This window comes from Streptomyces sp. NPDC060002 (genome assembly GCF_042737245.1).
Classification (GTDB): domain Bacteria; phylum Actinomycetota; class Actinomycetes; order Streptomycetales; family Streptomycetaceae; genus Streptomyces.
Window position 1 is genome coordinate 58,725 of sequence record NZ_JBHWUW010000007.1, and the last position, 14,657, is coordinate 73,381.

General features: G+C 73.7%; 15 protein-coding genes and 1 pseudogene. 5 read left to right on the forward strand and 11 right to left on the reverse strand.

Annotated features, from left to right (window positions below; genetic code table 11):
• Nucleotides 1-150: 150 nt before the first annotated feature.
• Together mptB and ACFWBD_RS09180 are read left to right on the forward strand one after the other, a co-directional pair.
• Nucleotides 151-1,557: a polyprenol phosphomannose-dependent alpha 1,6 mannosyltransferase MptB gene (mptB, locus tag ACFWBD_RS09175; RefSeq protein ID WP_385664831.1), complete on the forward strand. Its 1,407-nt coding sequence runs from the start codon at nt 151-153 to the stop codon at nt 1,555-1,557.
• A 20-nt stretch (nt 1,558-1,577) separates the two neighbouring features.
• Nucleotides 1,578-3,008, forward strand: a complete 1,431-nt coding sequence (locus tag ACFWBD_RS09180) for a glycosyltransferase 87 family protein (RefSeq protein WP_385664834.1) — start codon at nt 1,578-1,580, stop codon at nt 3,006-3,008.
• 83 nt (nt 3,009-3,091) lie between these two features.
• Here the strand turns inward: ACFWBD_RS09180 and ACFWBD_RS09185 are convergent.
• A pseudogene (locus tag ACFWBD_RS09185) lies at nt 3,092-3,955 on the reverse strand (D-alanyl-D-alanine carboxypeptidase family protein); the annotation flags it as partial.
• Between the two features lie 88 nt (nt 3,956-4,043).
• Nucleotides 4,044-5,183 (reverse strand): transcription termination factor Rho, encoded by a 1,140-nt coding sequence (rho, locus tag ACFWBD_RS09190; protein ID WP_385664837.1) that lies wholly within the window; start codon nt 5,181-5,183, stop codon nt 4,044-4,046.
• Between the two features lie 580 nt (nt 5,184-5,763).
• On the opposite strand from rho, the gene ACFWBD_RS09195 reads away from it, so the two are divergent.
• Nucleotides 5,764-6,657 carry a hypothetical protein gene (locus ACFWBD_RS09195; RefSeq protein ID WP_385664840.1) on the forward strand — a complete coding sequence of 298 codons (894 nt, stop codon included), beginning with the start codon at nt 5,764-5,766 and terminating at the stop codon, nt 6,655-6,657.
• 61 nt (nt 6,658-6,718) lie between these two features.
• On the opposite strand, the gene ACFWBD_RS09200 is transcribed toward ACFWBD_RS09195, so the two are convergent.
• Complete coding sequence (locus ACFWBD_RS09200; protein ID WP_385664843.1) at nt 6,719-6,883, reverse strand: hypothetical protein; 165 nt, start codon at nt 6,881-6,883, stop codon at nt 6,719-6,721.
• Between the two features lie 115 nt (nt 6,884-6,998).
• Nucleotides 6,999-7,406, reverse strand: a complete 408-nt coding sequence (locus tag ACFWBD_RS09205) for a nuclear transport factor 2 family protein (RefSeq protein WP_385664846.1) — start codon at nt 7,404-7,406, stop codon at nt 6,999-7,001.
• A gap of 79 nt (nt 7,407-7,485) precedes the next feature.
• Here ACFWBD_RS09205 and ACFWBD_RS09210 point away from each other — a divergent pair, with 79 nt between their 5' ends.
• Entirely contained in the window at nt 7,486-8,049 is a 564-nt protein-coding gene (locus ACFWBD_RS09210) for a PadR family transcriptional regulator (RefSeq protein WP_385664849.1), read from the forward strand.
• A gap of 5 nt (nt 8,050-8,054) precedes the next feature.
• Nucleotides 8,055-8,822: a class I SAM-dependent methyltransferase gene (locus ACFWBD_RS09215; RefSeq protein ID WP_385664852.1), complete on the forward strand. Its 768-nt coding sequence runs from the start codon at nt 8,055-8,057 to the stop codon at nt 8,820-8,822.
• Here ACFWBD_RS09215 and ACFWBD_RS09220 read toward each other — a convergent pair.
• The 7 genes from ACFWBD_RS09220 to ACFWBD_RS09250 form a co-directional block, all read right to left on the reverse strand.
• Nucleotides 8,800-9,558, reverse strand: coding sequence for a GntR family transcriptional regulator (locus tag ACFWBD_RS09220; RefSeq protein WP_385664855.1), 759 nt, complete (start codon nt 9,556-9,558; stop codon nt 8,800-8,802). The genes ACFWBD_RS09215 and ACFWBD_RS09220 overlap by 23 nt on opposite strands.
• 166 nt (nt 9,559-9,724) lie before the next feature.
• Nucleotides 9,725-10,891: a serine hydrolase domain-containing protein gene (locus ACFWBD_RS09225; RefSeq protein ID WP_385664858.1), complete on the reverse strand. Its 1,167-nt coding sequence runs from the start codon at nt 10,889-10,891 to the stop codon at nt 9,725-9,727.
• Nucleotides 10,892-11,001: 110 nt separating this feature from the next.
• Nucleotides 11,002-11,406: a nuclear transport factor 2 family protein gene (locus tag ACFWBD_RS09230; protein WP_385664860.1), complete on the reverse strand. Its 405-nt coding sequence runs from the start codon at nt 11,404-11,406 to the stop codon at nt 11,002-11,004.
• A 10-nt stretch (nt 11,407-11,416) separates the two neighbouring features.
• Entirely contained in the window at nt 11,417-12,385 is a 969-nt protein-coding gene (locus tag ACFWBD_RS09235) for an acetylxylan esterase (RefSeq protein WP_385664863.1), read from the reverse strand.
• An 87-nt stretch (nt 12,386-12,472) separates the two neighbouring features.
• Nucleotides 12,473-13,060, reverse strand: a complete 588-nt coding sequence (locus ACFWBD_RS09240; RefSeq protein WP_385665284.1) for a hypothetical protein — start codon at nt 13,058-13,060, stop codon at nt 12,473-12,475.
• Nucleotides 13,061-13,216: 156 nt separating this feature from the next.
• Nucleotides 13,217-13,972, reverse strand: a complete 756-nt coding sequence (locus ACFWBD_RS09245) for a ferredoxin reductase (RefSeq protein ID WP_385665286.1) — start codon at nt 13,970-13,972, stop codon at nt 13,217-13,219.
• 7 nt (nt 13,973-13,979) lie between these two features.
• The gene (locus ACFWBD_RS09250; protein ID WP_385664866.1) at nt 13,980-14,585 is read right to left on the reverse strand and encodes a sulfite oxidase-like oxidoreductase; all 606 of its coding nucleotides are present in this window, start codon (nt 14,583-14,585) and stop codon (nt 13,980-13,982) included.
• Between the last annotated feature and the right edge of the window lie 72 nt (nt 14,586-14,657).

Genomic DNA, 14,657 nt, shown 5'->3' on the forward strand with positions numbered 1-14,657 from the left:
GGGGCTCGGCCCGCGGCTCGACCCGGGGGACCACCCGGGCCCGCGGAGCCCGGCGCCACGGCCCTCACCTCACACGTCGGTCACGCGCAGGCCGCCGCCGGGAAGGCACGATGTCGCTCTGCCGTCACCCGGGGTGGAGACCATGACGGAGTGTTGGCCAAGGCTTTCCCCGTCGATCTCCGTCGCTGCCAGGTTCTGGGTCTGGCCGGCACGGCCTGTCTCGCGCTCGGCGGCGAGACGGCCGGCGCGCTGCCCGCACGGGAGCTCCTGGCCCCGTCCTCGGTGCACGCCGTGCTCGGCCTGGTCGGCGTGTACTTCGGGCTGGTGCTGCTGACCGCGGCCTGGGTCCTGCTGGGCACCCTGGTGCGCGGCGCGGATCCACCGACCCCCCGCGCCCTCGTCCTGGTCCTCGTCGTCTGGGCGGCGCCGCTGCTGATCGCGCCGCCGCTGTTCAGCCGGGACGTGTACAGCTATCTGGCCCAGGGCGCCATGGTGGACGCGCACCTCGACGTGTACGCGCACGGTCCGGCCCGGCTCGGCGGTCCGCTCGCCGAAGAGGTCGCCCCGCTGTGGCGGAACACCGGAGCCCCGTACGGCCCGGTCTTCCTCGCCGTAGCCGCCGCCCTGTCCGCACTGACCCGGGGCGCCCTCTCCGCCGGGCTGCTCGGCATGCGGTGCGTCGCGCTGGCGGGGGTGGCGCTGATGACGGCCGCCCTGCCCCGCCTCGCCCGGCACAGCGGGGCCGACCCGGCGGCCGCGCTCTGGCTCGGCGCACTGAACCCCCTGGTACTGCTGCATCTGGTGGCCGGCGCCCACAACGACGCGATCATGCTGGGCCTGCTCGGCGCCGGGCTGGTGGCCGCGCTCGGCCGGCGCCCGGTGCTCGGGGCCGTCCTGGTCACCCTGGCCGCCCTGGTCAAGGCGCCCGCCGCGCTGGGACTCGTCGCCATCGTGGTCCTGTCACTGCGCGCGGGCCGGCGCCCGGTCCCGACCCTGCTGAGCACGGGGGCCGCGACGGCCGCCACCACGGTCGTGGCGACCGCCGTCGCGGGCACCGGCTACGGCTGGATAGCCGCCCTGGACACGCCCGTCTCCGCGCACAACTGGGCACTCACCAGCCTGCTGGGCCGTGCCACCCGCGCTCTCCTGGAGGGCCTGGGCAGTGACCTCGCGCCCCTGGCGGTGCCCGTCTGGCACGTCCTGGGCCTCGTGGTCACCGCCGTAGCCCTCGTCGTCATATGGTGGCGGCTGCGCCCGCGCCCGGTGTACGCGCTCGGTCTGAGCCTCGCCACGGTGGCCGCGTTCGGCCCGGCGATCCGCCCCTGGTACGCGCTGTGGGGTCTGTTCCTCATCGCCGCGGCGGCCCCCGACACCCTGACACGCCACCGGACGGCGGCCGTGGCGGGCGTGCTCGCCCTCGCCGTCCTGCCCGACGGGGACCCCGCCGACACGGGCCGTCTGGTCCTGGCCGTCTCCGGCGGCGCGCTCGCCGTGGTCGTCCTGTGGCAGGCCCACCTCGCGGACCGGGCGCCTGGCGCCCTGGGACGTACGGCGTGAGGCCCGGCGCGATCCGGGGTGTGAGGGCACCCCGCACCGACCGCGGCCGCCTCCTGCTGCTCCTCGCGCTCGCCGCCGCCGTCACCGTCTTCACCGCGACGGTGCCGCTGCTGCGCGACTGGTTCGACCTGCGCGTCTACCACGGCACCGTCAACAGCTGGATCCACGACGGCGGCCGCGTCTACGACTACCGGGTGCCGGGCACACCGTACGGCTTCACCTACCCGCCGTTCGCGGCCGTCGTGATGCTGCCGATGGCACTGGTCGGGCTGCGCGCCGCGATCGTGGCCGCCCTGCTGCTCAACCTGGCGGCGCTGGCGTTCGCCGTGCGGATGTGCGTCGGACCCCGGTGGCGGCGGTACGGCTGGTACGGAGCCGGCCTCGCCGCATGCGCTCTCGCGCTGTTCGAACCGCTGCGCGACACCTTCAGTTTCGGCCAGGTCAACCTGCTGCTGCTGGCCCTGGTGCTCGTCGACGCCGGGCCGCCGGCGTCCGGGCGGACCCGCTGGGCCGGGGTCGGCATCGGCCTGGCGGGGGCCGTCAAGCTCACGCCCGCGCTGTTCATCGGCCTGCTGCTGGTCGCCCGCAGGTGGCGGGCGGCCGCGGTGGCCACGGCCGTGGCGGTGGCCGCCACCGCGCTCGCGGCCCTGGTCGCCCCGGACGCCTCGCGCTTCTACTGGACGCGCGCCCTGTGGGACACGACCCGGGTGGGCCGGCTCGACTACGTCTCCAACCAGTCGCTCCAGGGCGTCCTGGCGCGGCTGGGCGTGGAGAGCCGGGCGGTCTGGGCGGTGCTGGTCCTGGCGGTGCTGGGCTGGTGGGCGGGGCGGGCCCGGCGGGCGGTCGCGGCGGGGGACTGGCAGGCGGCCTTCGCCCTCACCGGCCTCACCGCCTGCCTGGTCAGCCCCGTGACGTGGGTGCACCACCTGGTGTGGCTGCTGCCGTCCTTCGCGGTGCTGATCCGCGCGGGGCGCCCACGCGTCGCGGGCGCCCTGTACGCGGTGCTGTGCACCAGCGTGGTGTGGCTGTGGTTCGACGACGCGTCAGGCGTCGACGGCTTCCTCGGCAGCAACGCCTACACCTGGATCACGCTCGGCCTGCTGGTGTGGCTGCCCGTCGGTCATCTCCCCGCGGGACGACGGCCGATGAGCCGCAGCACGAGCGCCACGGCGGCCCCGCCCAGCGCGGCGGCGCCCGCGATCAACGCCGCCTCCGACCAGCCGGGAGCGTTGCCGGCGTCGACGGCGACGGCGACGGGGACCGGGGTCGTGCGGGGCACCGGCGTGGACTTCGGTGCGGGCTCCGGCGTGGACTCCGGAGCGGACTCCGGCTTCGGCCCGGGGCCGGGAAACGGCCACGGACGGACCCGCAGCGCGTCCAGCGAGCCCACCGGATCGACCCGCCCGGCGGCCGCGAACCCCCAGTCCAGCAGCTCGCGCGCCTCTTCGTAGACCTCGAACCCGCCGCCCGCCTGAGGGTTCATCACCGTCACGACGAGGGTGCGTCCGCCCTGACGGGCGGCGGCGACCAGGGTGTTGCCGGCGTTGCTGGTGTAGCCGTTCTTGATCCCGATCAGCCCTGGGTACGGCTCGACACCGTCCGCCCCGGTCAGCAGCCGGTTGGTGTTGGCGATCCCGTACGACCAGTCGTCGTCCCCGGGGAAGCTCGCCTCCGCGGTGCCGCAGTACCGCGCGAAGTCCGCGTTGCGCAGCCCCGCCCGCCCGAACACCGCCAGGTCGTACGCCGAGGACACCTGGCCCGGAGCGTCGTATCCGTCGGGCGACATCACATGGGTGTCCAGGGCGCCCAGGGAGCGCGCCTTGGCCTGCATCCGGGTGGCCGTGGCGTGCCAGCCGCCGTTGAGGGCCGCCAGTACGTGCACGGCGTCGTTGCCGGAGTTGAGGAACACTCCGCGCCACAGGTCGGCGACCCGGTACGTGTGCCCCTCGGCGACCCCGACGAGGCTGCTGCCGGGCCCGATGCCCATGAGCTCCTCCTCGCTCACCCGGTGCCGGATCTCGCCGGGCAGGGCCGGCAGCACCGTGAGGGCGAACAGGGTCTTGAGGGTGCTGGCCGGGGGCAGTCTGCGGTGGGCGTTCGACGCGGCGAGCACCTCACCCGTCCGCGCGTCGGAGACCAGCCAGGACAGCGCCGAGACGTCGGGGACCTCGGGGGCGCCGCGGTGGGGTCTGACCTGCGTCCCGGAGCGGTAGAGCACGGACGGCCGGGGCGCGGTCACCTGAGGGCCACCCGGTCCACCTGGTCCACCGGGCGTTCCGGGGTCCGCGCCGGCCGGGGCGGCCGGGGCGGCGGCCGCGGCGGGGCCGAGGGCGAGGACGCCCGCCACACAGAACGCGCAGGCTGTCGCAGCGGCCCGAGAAGAGAATCCGATCGTCATACGATCAACGTAGGAATGAACCCGGCGTTCCCCGCGCCTCCCGTGCCGGACACGGGCGTGCGTGCACCCGGATGCCGCACGTTGCGTCCTACGCGGCGGGCAGGGTCGGCTGGATGCGGCGCAGAAAGGCCGTGTTGTCCGGGGTCTCGCGCATCCGCTCCAGGAGCGTCTCCAGATTGGCCTGGCCGTCCCGGGTCCGCAGGGCCCGGCGCAGACCGCGTACGGCGGTCAACTCGCCCGGGGAGTAGAGGAGTTCCTCACGCCGGGTGCCGGAGCCGTTGATGTCGACGGCCGGGAAGACCCGCCGGGAGGCCGGTTCGCGGTCGAGGCGGAGCTCCATGTTGCCGGTGCTCTTCAGCTCCTCGAAGTAGAAGTCGTCGGCGCGGGAGCCCGTTTCGACCAGGGCGGTGGCGAGGACGGTGAGTGAGCCGCCCTCCTCGGCCGCCCGCGCGGCGCCGAAGAACCGCTTCGGGCCGATCAGCGCGGTCGCGTCGACACCGCCGCTGAGGGTGCGGCCACCGGCGGCCGCCGCGTTGTTGTGGGCCCGGCACAGCCGGGTCAGTGAGTCGAGGAGGATCACGACGTCCTCGCCCGCCTCGACGAGCCGCTTGGCCCGCTCGATGACGAGCTCGGCCAGCGCGATGTGCTGCCTGGGCGCCCGGTCGAACGTCGAGGCGTACACCTCGCCGCGCACGGAGCGCCGCATGTCGGTGACCTCCTCGGGCCGCTCGTCGAGCAGGACGACCATCAGCCGCGCTCCGGGATGGTTGCCGGCGACGGCGGCGGCGATCTGCTGGAGCAGCACGGTCTTGCCCGTCTTCGGCGGGGCGACGATCAGTCCGCGCTGGCCCTTGCCGATCGGCGCGACGAGATCCGTGACCCGTCCGGCGAGGCCGGCCGCCGGGTGTTCGAGGCGGAGCCGCTCGTGCGGGTGGACGGGCGTGAGGTCGCGGAAGTGGCGGCGAGCGCGGAGCTCCCCGGGCGCACGGCCGTTGACGCGGGCGACCTCGGTCAGGGCGCGCTGGGTACCGCGGACCCCTTCCACGAGGTCCCCCTTGCGCAGGCCGTGACGGCGGATCAGCGCGGCCGGGACCTGGAGGTCGGCGGATGTGGGCAGGCAGTCCGCGGGGCGCAACTGCCCCTTCCCGCTCGCGTCGATGTCGAGGACACCGGCGGCGACCCGGGCCGGCTGCTGCTGTACGGGGGGGTGTTCGAGAGTGGTGGTCATGGTGGCCGGTCCTTTCGAGGACGGAGGGCATGAGGCGTGCGGAGATGGGGGGAGCAGCCACGAAGGGAGGGCGCACGGCGCGCCTCGGGTGGCGGGAACAGCACCTCGGCCACGGCAGAACAGAGCCGTCGGTGAGGTGGTGCGGGAAAGCCGCTGTACCGGTCGGAAACGACGGGTGATGCGGCGAACTGAAGGGAACTGGCACCGGCGCCCGCAAGCGGGGCGTACACAAGTGCTTCCGGCACTGTAGCACGCCGGTCGGTCCCGATGGGGTCAACACGCCCATGAAACGCCTGCTGGTGCTCGGCGGACTGGATCTCGCGCTCGGTGAACTCCTCAACGCCACCGCGCAGAGCATCGGCATGCTCTGGATCGGTCAGGCCCTGGCGGGCGTCGGCGCCGCCGCGCTCTTCCCCGGCTCCCTCGCCGTGATCGCGGCCGCCACCTGGACCGACGGCGCACACAGGAGAGGCCGGGCTGGAGTTCCGGCGTCTTCCGGGTTCTGTCGCAGATATCCCCAGAGGGTAACGATCCGTGACGGCCAGGGACTTGACCGCTATTTCGGCATTATCTTTACGTCATGTCCACGCCGCCTCAGCCCCCGCAGCAGCCGGAGCAGCCGTCCGACGCGCCGGCCCAGCCGAGCGCGTACCCCTATCCGAATCCGCAGTCGCCGGCCCCGGGCGGGCCATTGGGTTTCCCGCCGGCGGCGCCCGCGGCCCAGGCCGGACAGCCGAGCGTCCATGCCCAGCCGACCCTGGTCGGGCAGCCCACTCAGCCCCAGCCGGTCAACCCGTACCTCCAGCAGGGTCCGTACCCCGTGGTCGGCCCGCCGCCGGCGAGCGGCGGCGGGGGCGCGGGGAAGGCCGTCCTGTGGGCCGCCGTCGGCGCGGTGCTGGCGTCCGCCGGCTGGGCGGCCGGCGTCTTCCTGATCGGCGCCGAAGCCGATCCGGACCTGCGCGGCTACTCGGCGCCGTCGAACCTGTGCAACTCCACGGACTACTCGTCCTTCAAGGAGGAGTATCCGGACGACGACAGCTCCCCGACGCACAACAGCCTCAAGGACGACGCCCTCGACGAGGGCCTGTGCAGCATCAGCCTGAAGAAGACCACGTCCAGTTACGCGGACGCCTACCTGTACTCGCAGGTGGACCTGCACAAGAAGACCGACCCCGGACCGGAGTTCACCGCGGGCTGGAAGAACTACGCCGACAGTCACTCGGGTTACGACGTGGAAGCCGTCACGGGCATAGGCGACGAGGCCTATCTCGTCAGCGACGACACCACGTCCGGCTCGTCGAGCGGATCCCTCTACGCGACGCTCGCCGTCCGGGACGGCTGGGTGACGTACACGATGAGTTACAGCGCCTACTACTCCTCGTACGACGACGACACGGATCCGCCGACGCTCGAAGAGGTCACGGGCTACCTGAAGACGGACACCAGGACGACCCTGGAAGACCTCAGGGACTGAGGTCCGGCCGGGGCCGGGAGCCCGGCCGCACGGCACGGTGGCCGGCACGCGGGCATGCGCCTCAGCGGCCGGCCTCCGGCGCGTCCAGCGCGTTCGTGATCGCCATCACCGCGCCGTGCGTCGCGCACCCGCCGTCGACGGTGATCTCCGCGCCGTTGACGCAGCTCGTCGTTGAAGTGGCGGCGCAGCCGGGCCGGCGGACCTCGCTGACCCCGGCCGCCGACAAAGGCCGTGCGGGCGCCGCGCGGCAGGACGGTGGCCCTGGCCGTCGACGGGGCGCCGACGGCCCTCACGCCGGGGGCGACCTACGCGGGAGCCCTCACGCTCACCGTGGCCTGATGTCAGGAGGCGGAGGCCGACCGGGCCTCCGCCTCCTTCAGGATCTGGTCGAACTGCGCCCCCATCGCCGCCGCGAGAGCCTGGGCGCCCGACAACGGGCGGACCATGACGGTGAGTTCGTCGATGAGCCCCTCCTCGTTCAGGTGGATGAAGTCGCAGCCGGTCAGCTCCCGCTCGCCCACCCGGGCCCTGAACACCAGCGCGTGGTCACGCCCGTCGGCCCCGTCGAGCTCCCGCTCGTAGCGGAAGTCCTCGAAGACCCGCGTCACCCCACGCAGGATCGACGCGGTGATCGCCTTGCCCGGGTACGGCTTGAACACGACCGGACTGGTGAACACCACGTCCTCGGCCAGCAGCGCTTCGACGGCGTCGAGATCGCCTGCCTCGACCGCCTCACGGAACGCGCGCATCGGATCACCTCATAGCGTGGATAGTAAAGTTATTGAATAGGTGCAGATGAGAATAGTCACCTCCTGCTACCGTGTCCATATGTCGCTCAAGTACGCCGTCCTGGCCGCGCTTCTGGAAGGCGAGGCCTCGGGCTACGAACTGTCGAAGGTCTTCGACGTCTCCCTCGCCAACTTCTGGCCCGCGACCCCGCAGCAGCTCTACCGCGAACTGGAGCGCCTCGCGCAGGACGGCCTGATCGAGGCACGGGTGGTGCAGCAGGAACGCCGGCCCAACAAGCGGATGTTCACCCTCACGGAGGCCGGCCGCGCGGACCTGGACGCCTTCGCCGCCACCCCGCCCCGGCGGCCCACCGCCATCCGCGACGAACTCCTCATCAGGATCCAGGCGATGGACGGTGTGGACCCGGAGGTGACCCGCGGGCTGGTCGAGGAGCGCAGGACCTGGTCCCGCGCCAAGCTCGACCGCTACCTGCGGGTGCGCGACCGCCTCCTCGACGGGCGCACCGAGGACGCGTACCTGAGCGAGGCCGAACGGATCGGCCCCTATCTGACGTTGATGGCCGGCATCGCCTTCGAGGAGACGAACCTGGGCTGGTGCGAACGCGCCCTGCTGCTCCTGAAGCGGCGGACGGCCGTAGGCTGACGCGGATGTTCAGTCCCGAAGGCCCCACCCTGCGCGAACTCGCCGTCCAGGCGCTGTCGTCCGTCGAGCACGGTTACGACCTCCTCGCGCCGAAGTTCGACCACACCCCCTTCCGTACCCCGGACGCCGTCCTGGACGCGGTCGCCTCGGCCCTGAAGGAGTCCGGCCCGTACGAGGACGGCCTCGACCTGTGCTGCGGCACGGGGGCGGGCGTCGAGGTCCTGGCGACGGCGTGCCGGGGGAGTGTGACGGGCGTCGACTTCAGCGCCGGCATGCTGGCGCAGGCGCGCCGGCGGACCCGTCCGGCGGGCCCCCGGGTGTCCTGGGTGCGCGCGGACGCCCGCGCCCTGCCCTTCACCGCCGCCTTCGACCTCGTCGTCAGCTTCGGCGCGTTCGGGCACTTCCTGCCCCGCGAGCTGCCGGGCCTGTTCGCCCAGGTGCGGACCGCGCTGCGGCCGGGCGGATGCTTCGCGTTCCCTGTCCTGGCCCCGCCCGGGCCGTCCTCCCCGGCCTTCTGGATGCTCCTCGGCTTCGACGCCGTGATGCGGGTGCGCAACGCCCTGTGGCGGCCGCCGTTCGTGATGTACTACCGCGCCTTCCGGCTCGGCGAGGTGCGGCGCGAGCTGGAGCGCGCCGGGTTCCGCGTGGACCTCCGCGCCCTGCCCGAGTTCGGGACGAGGAGCGACGGAAGTCCACGGGTCCGCATGGTCGAGGCGCGCCGGACGGACCGCCCGGCCGGTCCGGACGGGATCACCCGGCCGCGGGCAGCGTGAACGCGTAGACCAAGGCCTCCCGCCGGGTGTCCACCACCAGGTCGGTGATCTCCAGGGGGCGCGCGTACTGGTCGTGCACACGCCGGGTGACCCGCATCGACGGGTCGTCGGCGAGGTGGGTGATGCAGTCCCGGTGGTGCAGGGTCAGGCCCGCCCGGCGCATCCAGTCGTAGGCCCGCCGGAGCTCGGGTGAGGCGTTCGAGTCGGCGCGGTCGCGGTAGCGGGCCAGTTCCTCGACCTCGGCCAGGGCCACCGCGGAGAAGGACGTGACGGCCGTACGCAGACCGCGTCCGTCGGCGCGGGCGGACTCGTAGCGGTGCACCAGCGTCGGCCGGTGCGGGGCGATTCCGAGCGCCTCGGCGTGCTCGGGCGGGGGCGCCTCCCAGCTCACGGCGGCATGGGCCACCGCCGAGGGATCGTCCGCGGGCCGGGCGCCCACGGGGAAGGCCAGGAACGACGGGGTGCCGAGCGGCCCGCCCGGCAGGGCGGCGTGGCTGCCCCGCCGGTCGGTCTCGACCAGCCCGTCACTGCGCAGGACCTCCAGGGCCTGCCGTACGGTCTGCCTGCTGACGCCGAAGTGCCCGGCCAACCGCCGCTCGGCCGGCAGTCGTTCGCCGGGCGCGATGGTGCCGTCGCGCAGCTCGCCGAGCAGCTCCGTGGCGATCCGCCGGTACAGCGGCCCGTCGTCGGGGTGCGGGTGGACGTGCGGGGTGGTGGGGGTGGTGCTGCGGGCCATGCCGCGCGCCTCCTGTGAGTGACGTGCCGTGGTCGTGCGGACTCGGTGCGCCACCAGATCTAGCATTGGTCTAAACCAGCAGGGAAGGGCCGGCCGCCCGATCGGCCGAAACCGGACCGCCCCCGACCAGCGCCCCTCCCGTGCCGCGCCCACGCCGGGCCCGCACTCAGAGCGCGCTGTACAGGGCGTCCACCAACGCCGCCTTCCGCGGGTCGTCGGCGATGTGCGGCCCCATCCGGTTCATCACGTACCCCAGCGACACCCCGGCCTCCGGGTCGGCGAGCCCGCAAGAGCCGCCGAAGCCGTCGTGTCCGAAAGCGCGCGGGTTCGGTCCGTACGATCCGTTCGGGCCGCTGAGCCACAGCCCGAGCCCGATCTCCGTCTCGTGCGCGAACCCGGCCCCCAGCACCAGGTCCCGGCAGGCCCCCTGCCCCTCCCGCATCCGCTCGGCCGCCTCGGGGGAGAGGACGCGACGCCCGCCGTAGGCACCCCGGCAGGCGAAGATCCCGTAGAGCGCGGCCACCGCCCGCGCGGTGCCGTGGCCGTTCGCCGCCGGGATCTGTGCGGCCCGCCATCGCGGCGAGTTGGCCTCGCTCGCGCCCGCCATCGGATTGGTCAGGGCGGCGACGGCCGCCGGCGCCAACTGGCTGAAGATCGCCGCCTGTTCGCTGGAGGAGGTGGCCGGCGGATGCACCAGTTCGGCCGCCCGCCCGGCCTCCTTCTCCGGCAGCCCGATCGTGAAGTCGACGCCCAGCGGCCCGGTCACCTCCCGCTCCAGAAAGGCCCCCGGCAGCAGCCCCGACACCCGCCGCACCACCTCCCCGACCAGGAAGCCGTAGGTGAGGGCGTGGTAGCCGGACCGGGTACCCGGCTCCCACCAGGGCTCCGTGGCCGCGAGGCGCGCGGTGGTGAGCTCCCAGTCGTAGAGCTGCTCGAGCGAGTGCGGCTCGCGCAGCCCGGCCAGGCCCGCGCGGTGGGACAGCAGATGCCGGACCAGGACGCGCTCCTTGCCCGCCGCGCCGAACTCCGGCCAGTACCCGGCCACCGGAGCGTCGAGGTCGAGCAGCCCCCGGTCGGCGAGGATGTGCGCGCAGAGCGCCGTCGGACCCTTCGACGTGGACCACACGTTGACCAGCGTGTCCCGCTCCCACGCGCGCGTGCGTGCCGCGTCGGCCCAGCCGCCCCACAGATCGGCCACCGGCGCGCCGTCGACCGTGACGCTCACCGCGGCGCCCAGCTCGCCCCGGCCCCGGAAGTTCTCCTCGAAGGCCGCGCGCACCGCCGCGAACCGCGGGTCGCAGTGGCCGTGGATCTGTGGCACGTGCTCGGACATGGGGCCTCCGTGGTCCGGCGGAATCCCGGACCGCTACGCCGCGGCCCGGGCATCCCGAACGTACCGACTGGTCGGACTGGAGGGAAGTCCGCCGAACAGGAGGTCCTGGGTCACAGGAGAAATGTCCGCCCCGTCGGCTCCCGATGGCCCTCGGCCGTGTGCCAGTAGTCCCGTGACTCGACCGCCAGCCCGGCGTCGTCGAACCGGACGAAGACACAGCCGGCCAGCGTGCCGGCCGCCCCGTCCTCCTCGGACAGCACCCGGAACTCGGCCACCGCGACCCCGTCCGCGCCCACGACCGGGGGCGAGAACCGGACGTCGGTCACCCGCTCCGCCGCGAACGACCAGCGCAGGTAGGCCTCCAGCTCGGCCCGCCCCCGGTGCGGTTCGCGGAACGGCATCGACCGGTGGACGCAGCTCTCGGCGTACAGCTCCAGCAGCGCCGCCACGTCGTGCGAGGCCCAGGCCCGCTCCCACACCCCGGTGAACCGCTCGGCGGCGGCACGCGTGTCCACGCGCCGGCCTTCAGACGTAGGACCGCAGCCAGCGCAGCTTGGCCGCCTCCTGGTAAGGGCCGCCGCCCTCATGGTCGTTGAAGTCGTACACCTCGATCTTCTTGTCCTCGTGCGCCCACGCGTTGAAGGCGGCGTACACGGTCGACGGCGGGCAGGTCTGGTCCTCCAGGGCCGCCGAGAACAGCGCGGGGGCCGAGCCCCGGGACGCGAAGTGCACCCCGTCGAAGTACGCCAGGGTGCCCAGGACGTCCCGGGAGCGGCCGCGGTGCGTCTTGAGGAACAGGCCGATCTCGCGGTACGGGTGACGGTCCGTCAGTATCGCCGCCCGCGGGAAGTCGCACAGGAACGGCACGTCCGGGGCGACGCCTGCCAGATCCGGCACCAGGGCGCCCACGGCGATCGTGATGCCGCCGCCCTGGCTCGCGCCGACCGCCACGGTCCGTGCCGCGTCGGTCAGCGGGTGGGAGCGGGCCGCCTCGACGGCACGCACGGCGTCCGTGAACACCCGGCGGTAGTAGTAGTTCTCCGGGGCGTCGATGCCCCGCGTCATGAAACCGGGGTACGCGGGCGCGCCGCCCACCGGGTCCGCGGTGCCGCCGCCACCGCCCCAGGCGCTGCCCTGGCCGCGGGTGTCCATGATGAAGTGCGCGCGGCCCGTCGACGCCCACAGCAGGTGCTCGTGCGGCAGCCCGCGGCCCCCGCCGTAGCCGACGAACTCCACGACCAGGGGCAGCGGTTCCCTGGTCCCGGCGGGCAGCGTCAGCCAGCCCTTGACGGGGTGCCCGCCGAACCCGGCGAAGGTCACGTCGTACACCTGCACCGTGGTCAGGCCAGTGTCGACCGGCTCGAAGCGGGCGTCCAGGTCGTGCTCGCGGGCTTCCTGGAGGGTCTTGGACCAGAACGCGTCGAAGTCCTCGGGCTCGGTGGACTCGCTGCGGTAGGCGCGGAGCTCCTCGTCGGCCAGGTCGAACAGGGGCATGAAGGACCACCTTTTGTTAAGTGCCCATACGAATGATCACACCGTACGTGTGCACCGGGAGGCCTCGCCAGACCCTGGCCGGGAGCTTCAGGCGGGCCTGCGGCGGGTCCACTGGGGTTCCGTGCGGGCCCACTCCCGCTCCCACTCGCCGAGCCGGTGCCGCATCGCCACCCGGCGGATCACGGCGTGCCCGAGCAGCACCACGGCGGCGGTGCCGCCGGCCGCGCACGTACCCATGGTGAAGGCGTGCTGCCACACCAGCGTGTCGTTCGGCGGCGGTGCGACGCTGCGGCCCCGCGTGTCGAACCACACGTTCACCACCTCACCCGCGCGCGTGCCCGCCGGGACCCGGGCGGTGGCCGTCCGGGCGTGTTCACCCGGCGGGGTCCACCGCACGGTCACCCGGAACATCTGCGTCCTGACGCCCTCCACCGAGGGCATGGTCTCGGGCACATGGCCGACGACCTCGACCCGCTCGCGATGGCGTTCGGCCCGCAGCCGGTCCGCGACCGCCTGGGCGTCGGCATGGCCCCACCGGCCGGCGATCGCCCCGGCCAGCGGCACGGCGACCAGCAGGAGCACGGCGACGAACAGCGCCGTCCACGCCTCCACCACATCCGACCGGCGCCGCAGCGGATTGTCCCGCCGGCGCCAGCCCCGCACCCGGCCTCGCATGTCGACCTCCTCGCCGTCACGCGTACGAGTGCCCACATGAGCGTCATACCCCGTTCGGAGTACATCGTTTCACGCATCGTTCATGTCGGCCCCTTGGCAGCCTGGGACGCCGGGCACGGGCGGGAAGGGAGCGGCCCGGTGGGGCGGCGGGGCGGGTCAGCCGAAGCGCTCGATCCGGATGCGGTCGACCGGCTGTCCCGCCCGGACCAGCAGCCGCGAGGCATGCTCGGCGAACGCGTTGGAGCCGCACACGTACGCTTCCCAGCCGCCCGCGGGCTCCTCGGCGAGCAGCGCAGCGAGGTGACGCGCCGCGAGCCGCCCCACGGGCACGCCCTCCGGCGCGCTCCGCGTGAACACGGGCGTCGTCTCGGCGCCGTACTCCCGCGCGTAGATCAGCTCTTCGGGGCCGCGCGCGGACACCAGCAGCCGCAGCGGCACGTCGAGGCCGCGCGCCCGGTGGTGGCGGACCATCGACATCAGCGGGACGACTCCGGAGCCGGCGCCGATCAGCAGCGCGGGCCGGTCGCCCGGCCAGGCGAAGAAGCCGCTGAGCGGACCCCGCACCTGGACCTCGTCACTCGGCTCGGCCCCGGTGTGGAACCAGCCCGAGACCTCGCCGCCGTCCACGTGGTCCAGGGTCAGCTCGACGTGCCCCTCGTCGTCGGGCGCGGAGGCGATCGAGTAGTGCCGCTGGGCGGTGTAGCCGTCGTCGGCGGTCAGCCGGAGCATCAGGTGCTGGCCGGGCAGATGCCCCGCCCAGGCCGGCACCGCGAACCGGAAGGTGGCCGCCCGCGGGGTCTCGCGACGGATCTCGGTGAGCGTCGCCGTCTGCCACAGGGCGGCGGCCCGGTTGCTCACGGCGATCCGGCCGGGCACCGCGAACCGGGTCGGGGGAGTGAAGGTCTCGGTCACCGGAGTGTCAGTCACCGGAGTACCTCTGCTCCTCCCACGGGTTGCCCCGCCCGTGGTAGCCGTTCTGCTCCCAGAAGCCCGGCTCGTCGTGGTCGAGGAGCCGCAGCCCGGCGATCCACTTGGCGCTCTTCCAGAAGTACAGGTGCGGCACCAGCAGCCGCGCCGGACCGCCGTGCTCGGCCGTGAGGGGCTTCCCGTCGTACTCCCAGGCGATCCACGCCTGTCCGCCGGTCAGGTCGGACAGGGGCAGGCTGGTGGTGTAGCCGGTGTGCGAGTACGCGACGGCGTGGGTCGCGGACGCGTCGGGCCGGACGGCCGCGAGGAACGCGTCCAGGGACACGCCCCCGAACCGCACCCCGAACTTGGACCAGCTGGTCACACAGTGGATGTCACCCTCGTACGCGGACCCGGGCAGCGCGTGCGCCCCGTCCCAGTCCCAGGTGCGGGGCGCCGCCACCAGTCCGTCGACGCGGAAGGTCCAGTCCGCGGGCGCGAGATCGGGCGTGACCTCGGCGGACAGCACGGGCCAGTCGTCGCCCGCGTCGTACTGGCCGGGGGGCAGCCCCGGATGGTGGACGCGGGGGCGGCCGGTGAAGCCTCGGGTGACGTTCATGCGGTTCCAGCGGGAGGACGGCGGTTGTTCACGCCATCAACCGTACGTGCATGTCAGCCGTGCTCCGCACCC

Excerpts from the sequence above, each read along its gene's own strand:
- ACFWBD_RS09210 (WP_385664849.1), top strand. The coding sequence starts at position 7,486 with ATGTCGCTCAAGTACGCCGTCCTGGCCGCGCTTCTGGAAGGCGAGGCC.
- ACFWBD_RS09225 (WP_385664858.1), bottom strand. The coding sequence starts at position 10,891 with ATGTCCGAGCACGTGCCACAGATCCACGGCCACTGCGACCCGCGGTTC.
- ACFWBD_RS09240 (WP_385665284.1), bottom strand. The coding sequence starts at position 13,060 with ATGCGAGGCCGGGTGCGGGGCTGGCGCCGGCGGGACAATCCGCTGCGG.
- ACFWBD_RS09250 (WP_385664866.1), bottom strand. The coding sequence starts at position 14,585 with ATGAACGTCACCCGAGGCTTCACCGGCCGCCCCCGCGTCCACCATCCG.
- ACFWBD_RS09195 (WP_385664840.1), top strand. The coding sequence starts at position 5,764 with ATGTCCACGCCGCCTCAGCCCCCGCAGCAGCCGGAGCAGCCGTCCGAC.
- ACFWBD_RS09235 (WP_385664863.1), bottom strand. The coding sequence starts at position 12,385 with ATGCCCCTGTTCGACCTGGCCGACGAGGAGCTCCGCGCCTACCGCAGC.
- rho (WP_385664837.1), bottom strand. The coding sequence starts at position 5,183 with ATGACCACCACTCTCGAACACCCCCCCGTACAGCAGCAGCCGGCCCGG.
- ACFWBD_RS09220 (WP_385664855.1), bottom strand. The coding sequence starts at position 9,558 with ATGGCCCGCAGCACCACCCCCACCACCCCGCACGTCCACCCGCACCCC.
- ACFWBD_RS09215 (WP_385664852.1), top strand. The coding sequence starts at position 8,055 with ATGTTCAGTCCCGAAGGCCCCACCCTGCGCGAACTCGCCGTCCAGGCG.
- ACFWBD_RS09205 (WP_385664846.1), bottom strand. The coding sequence starts at position 7,406 with ATGCGCGCGTTCCGTGAGGCGGTCGAGGCAGGCGATCTCGACGCCGTC.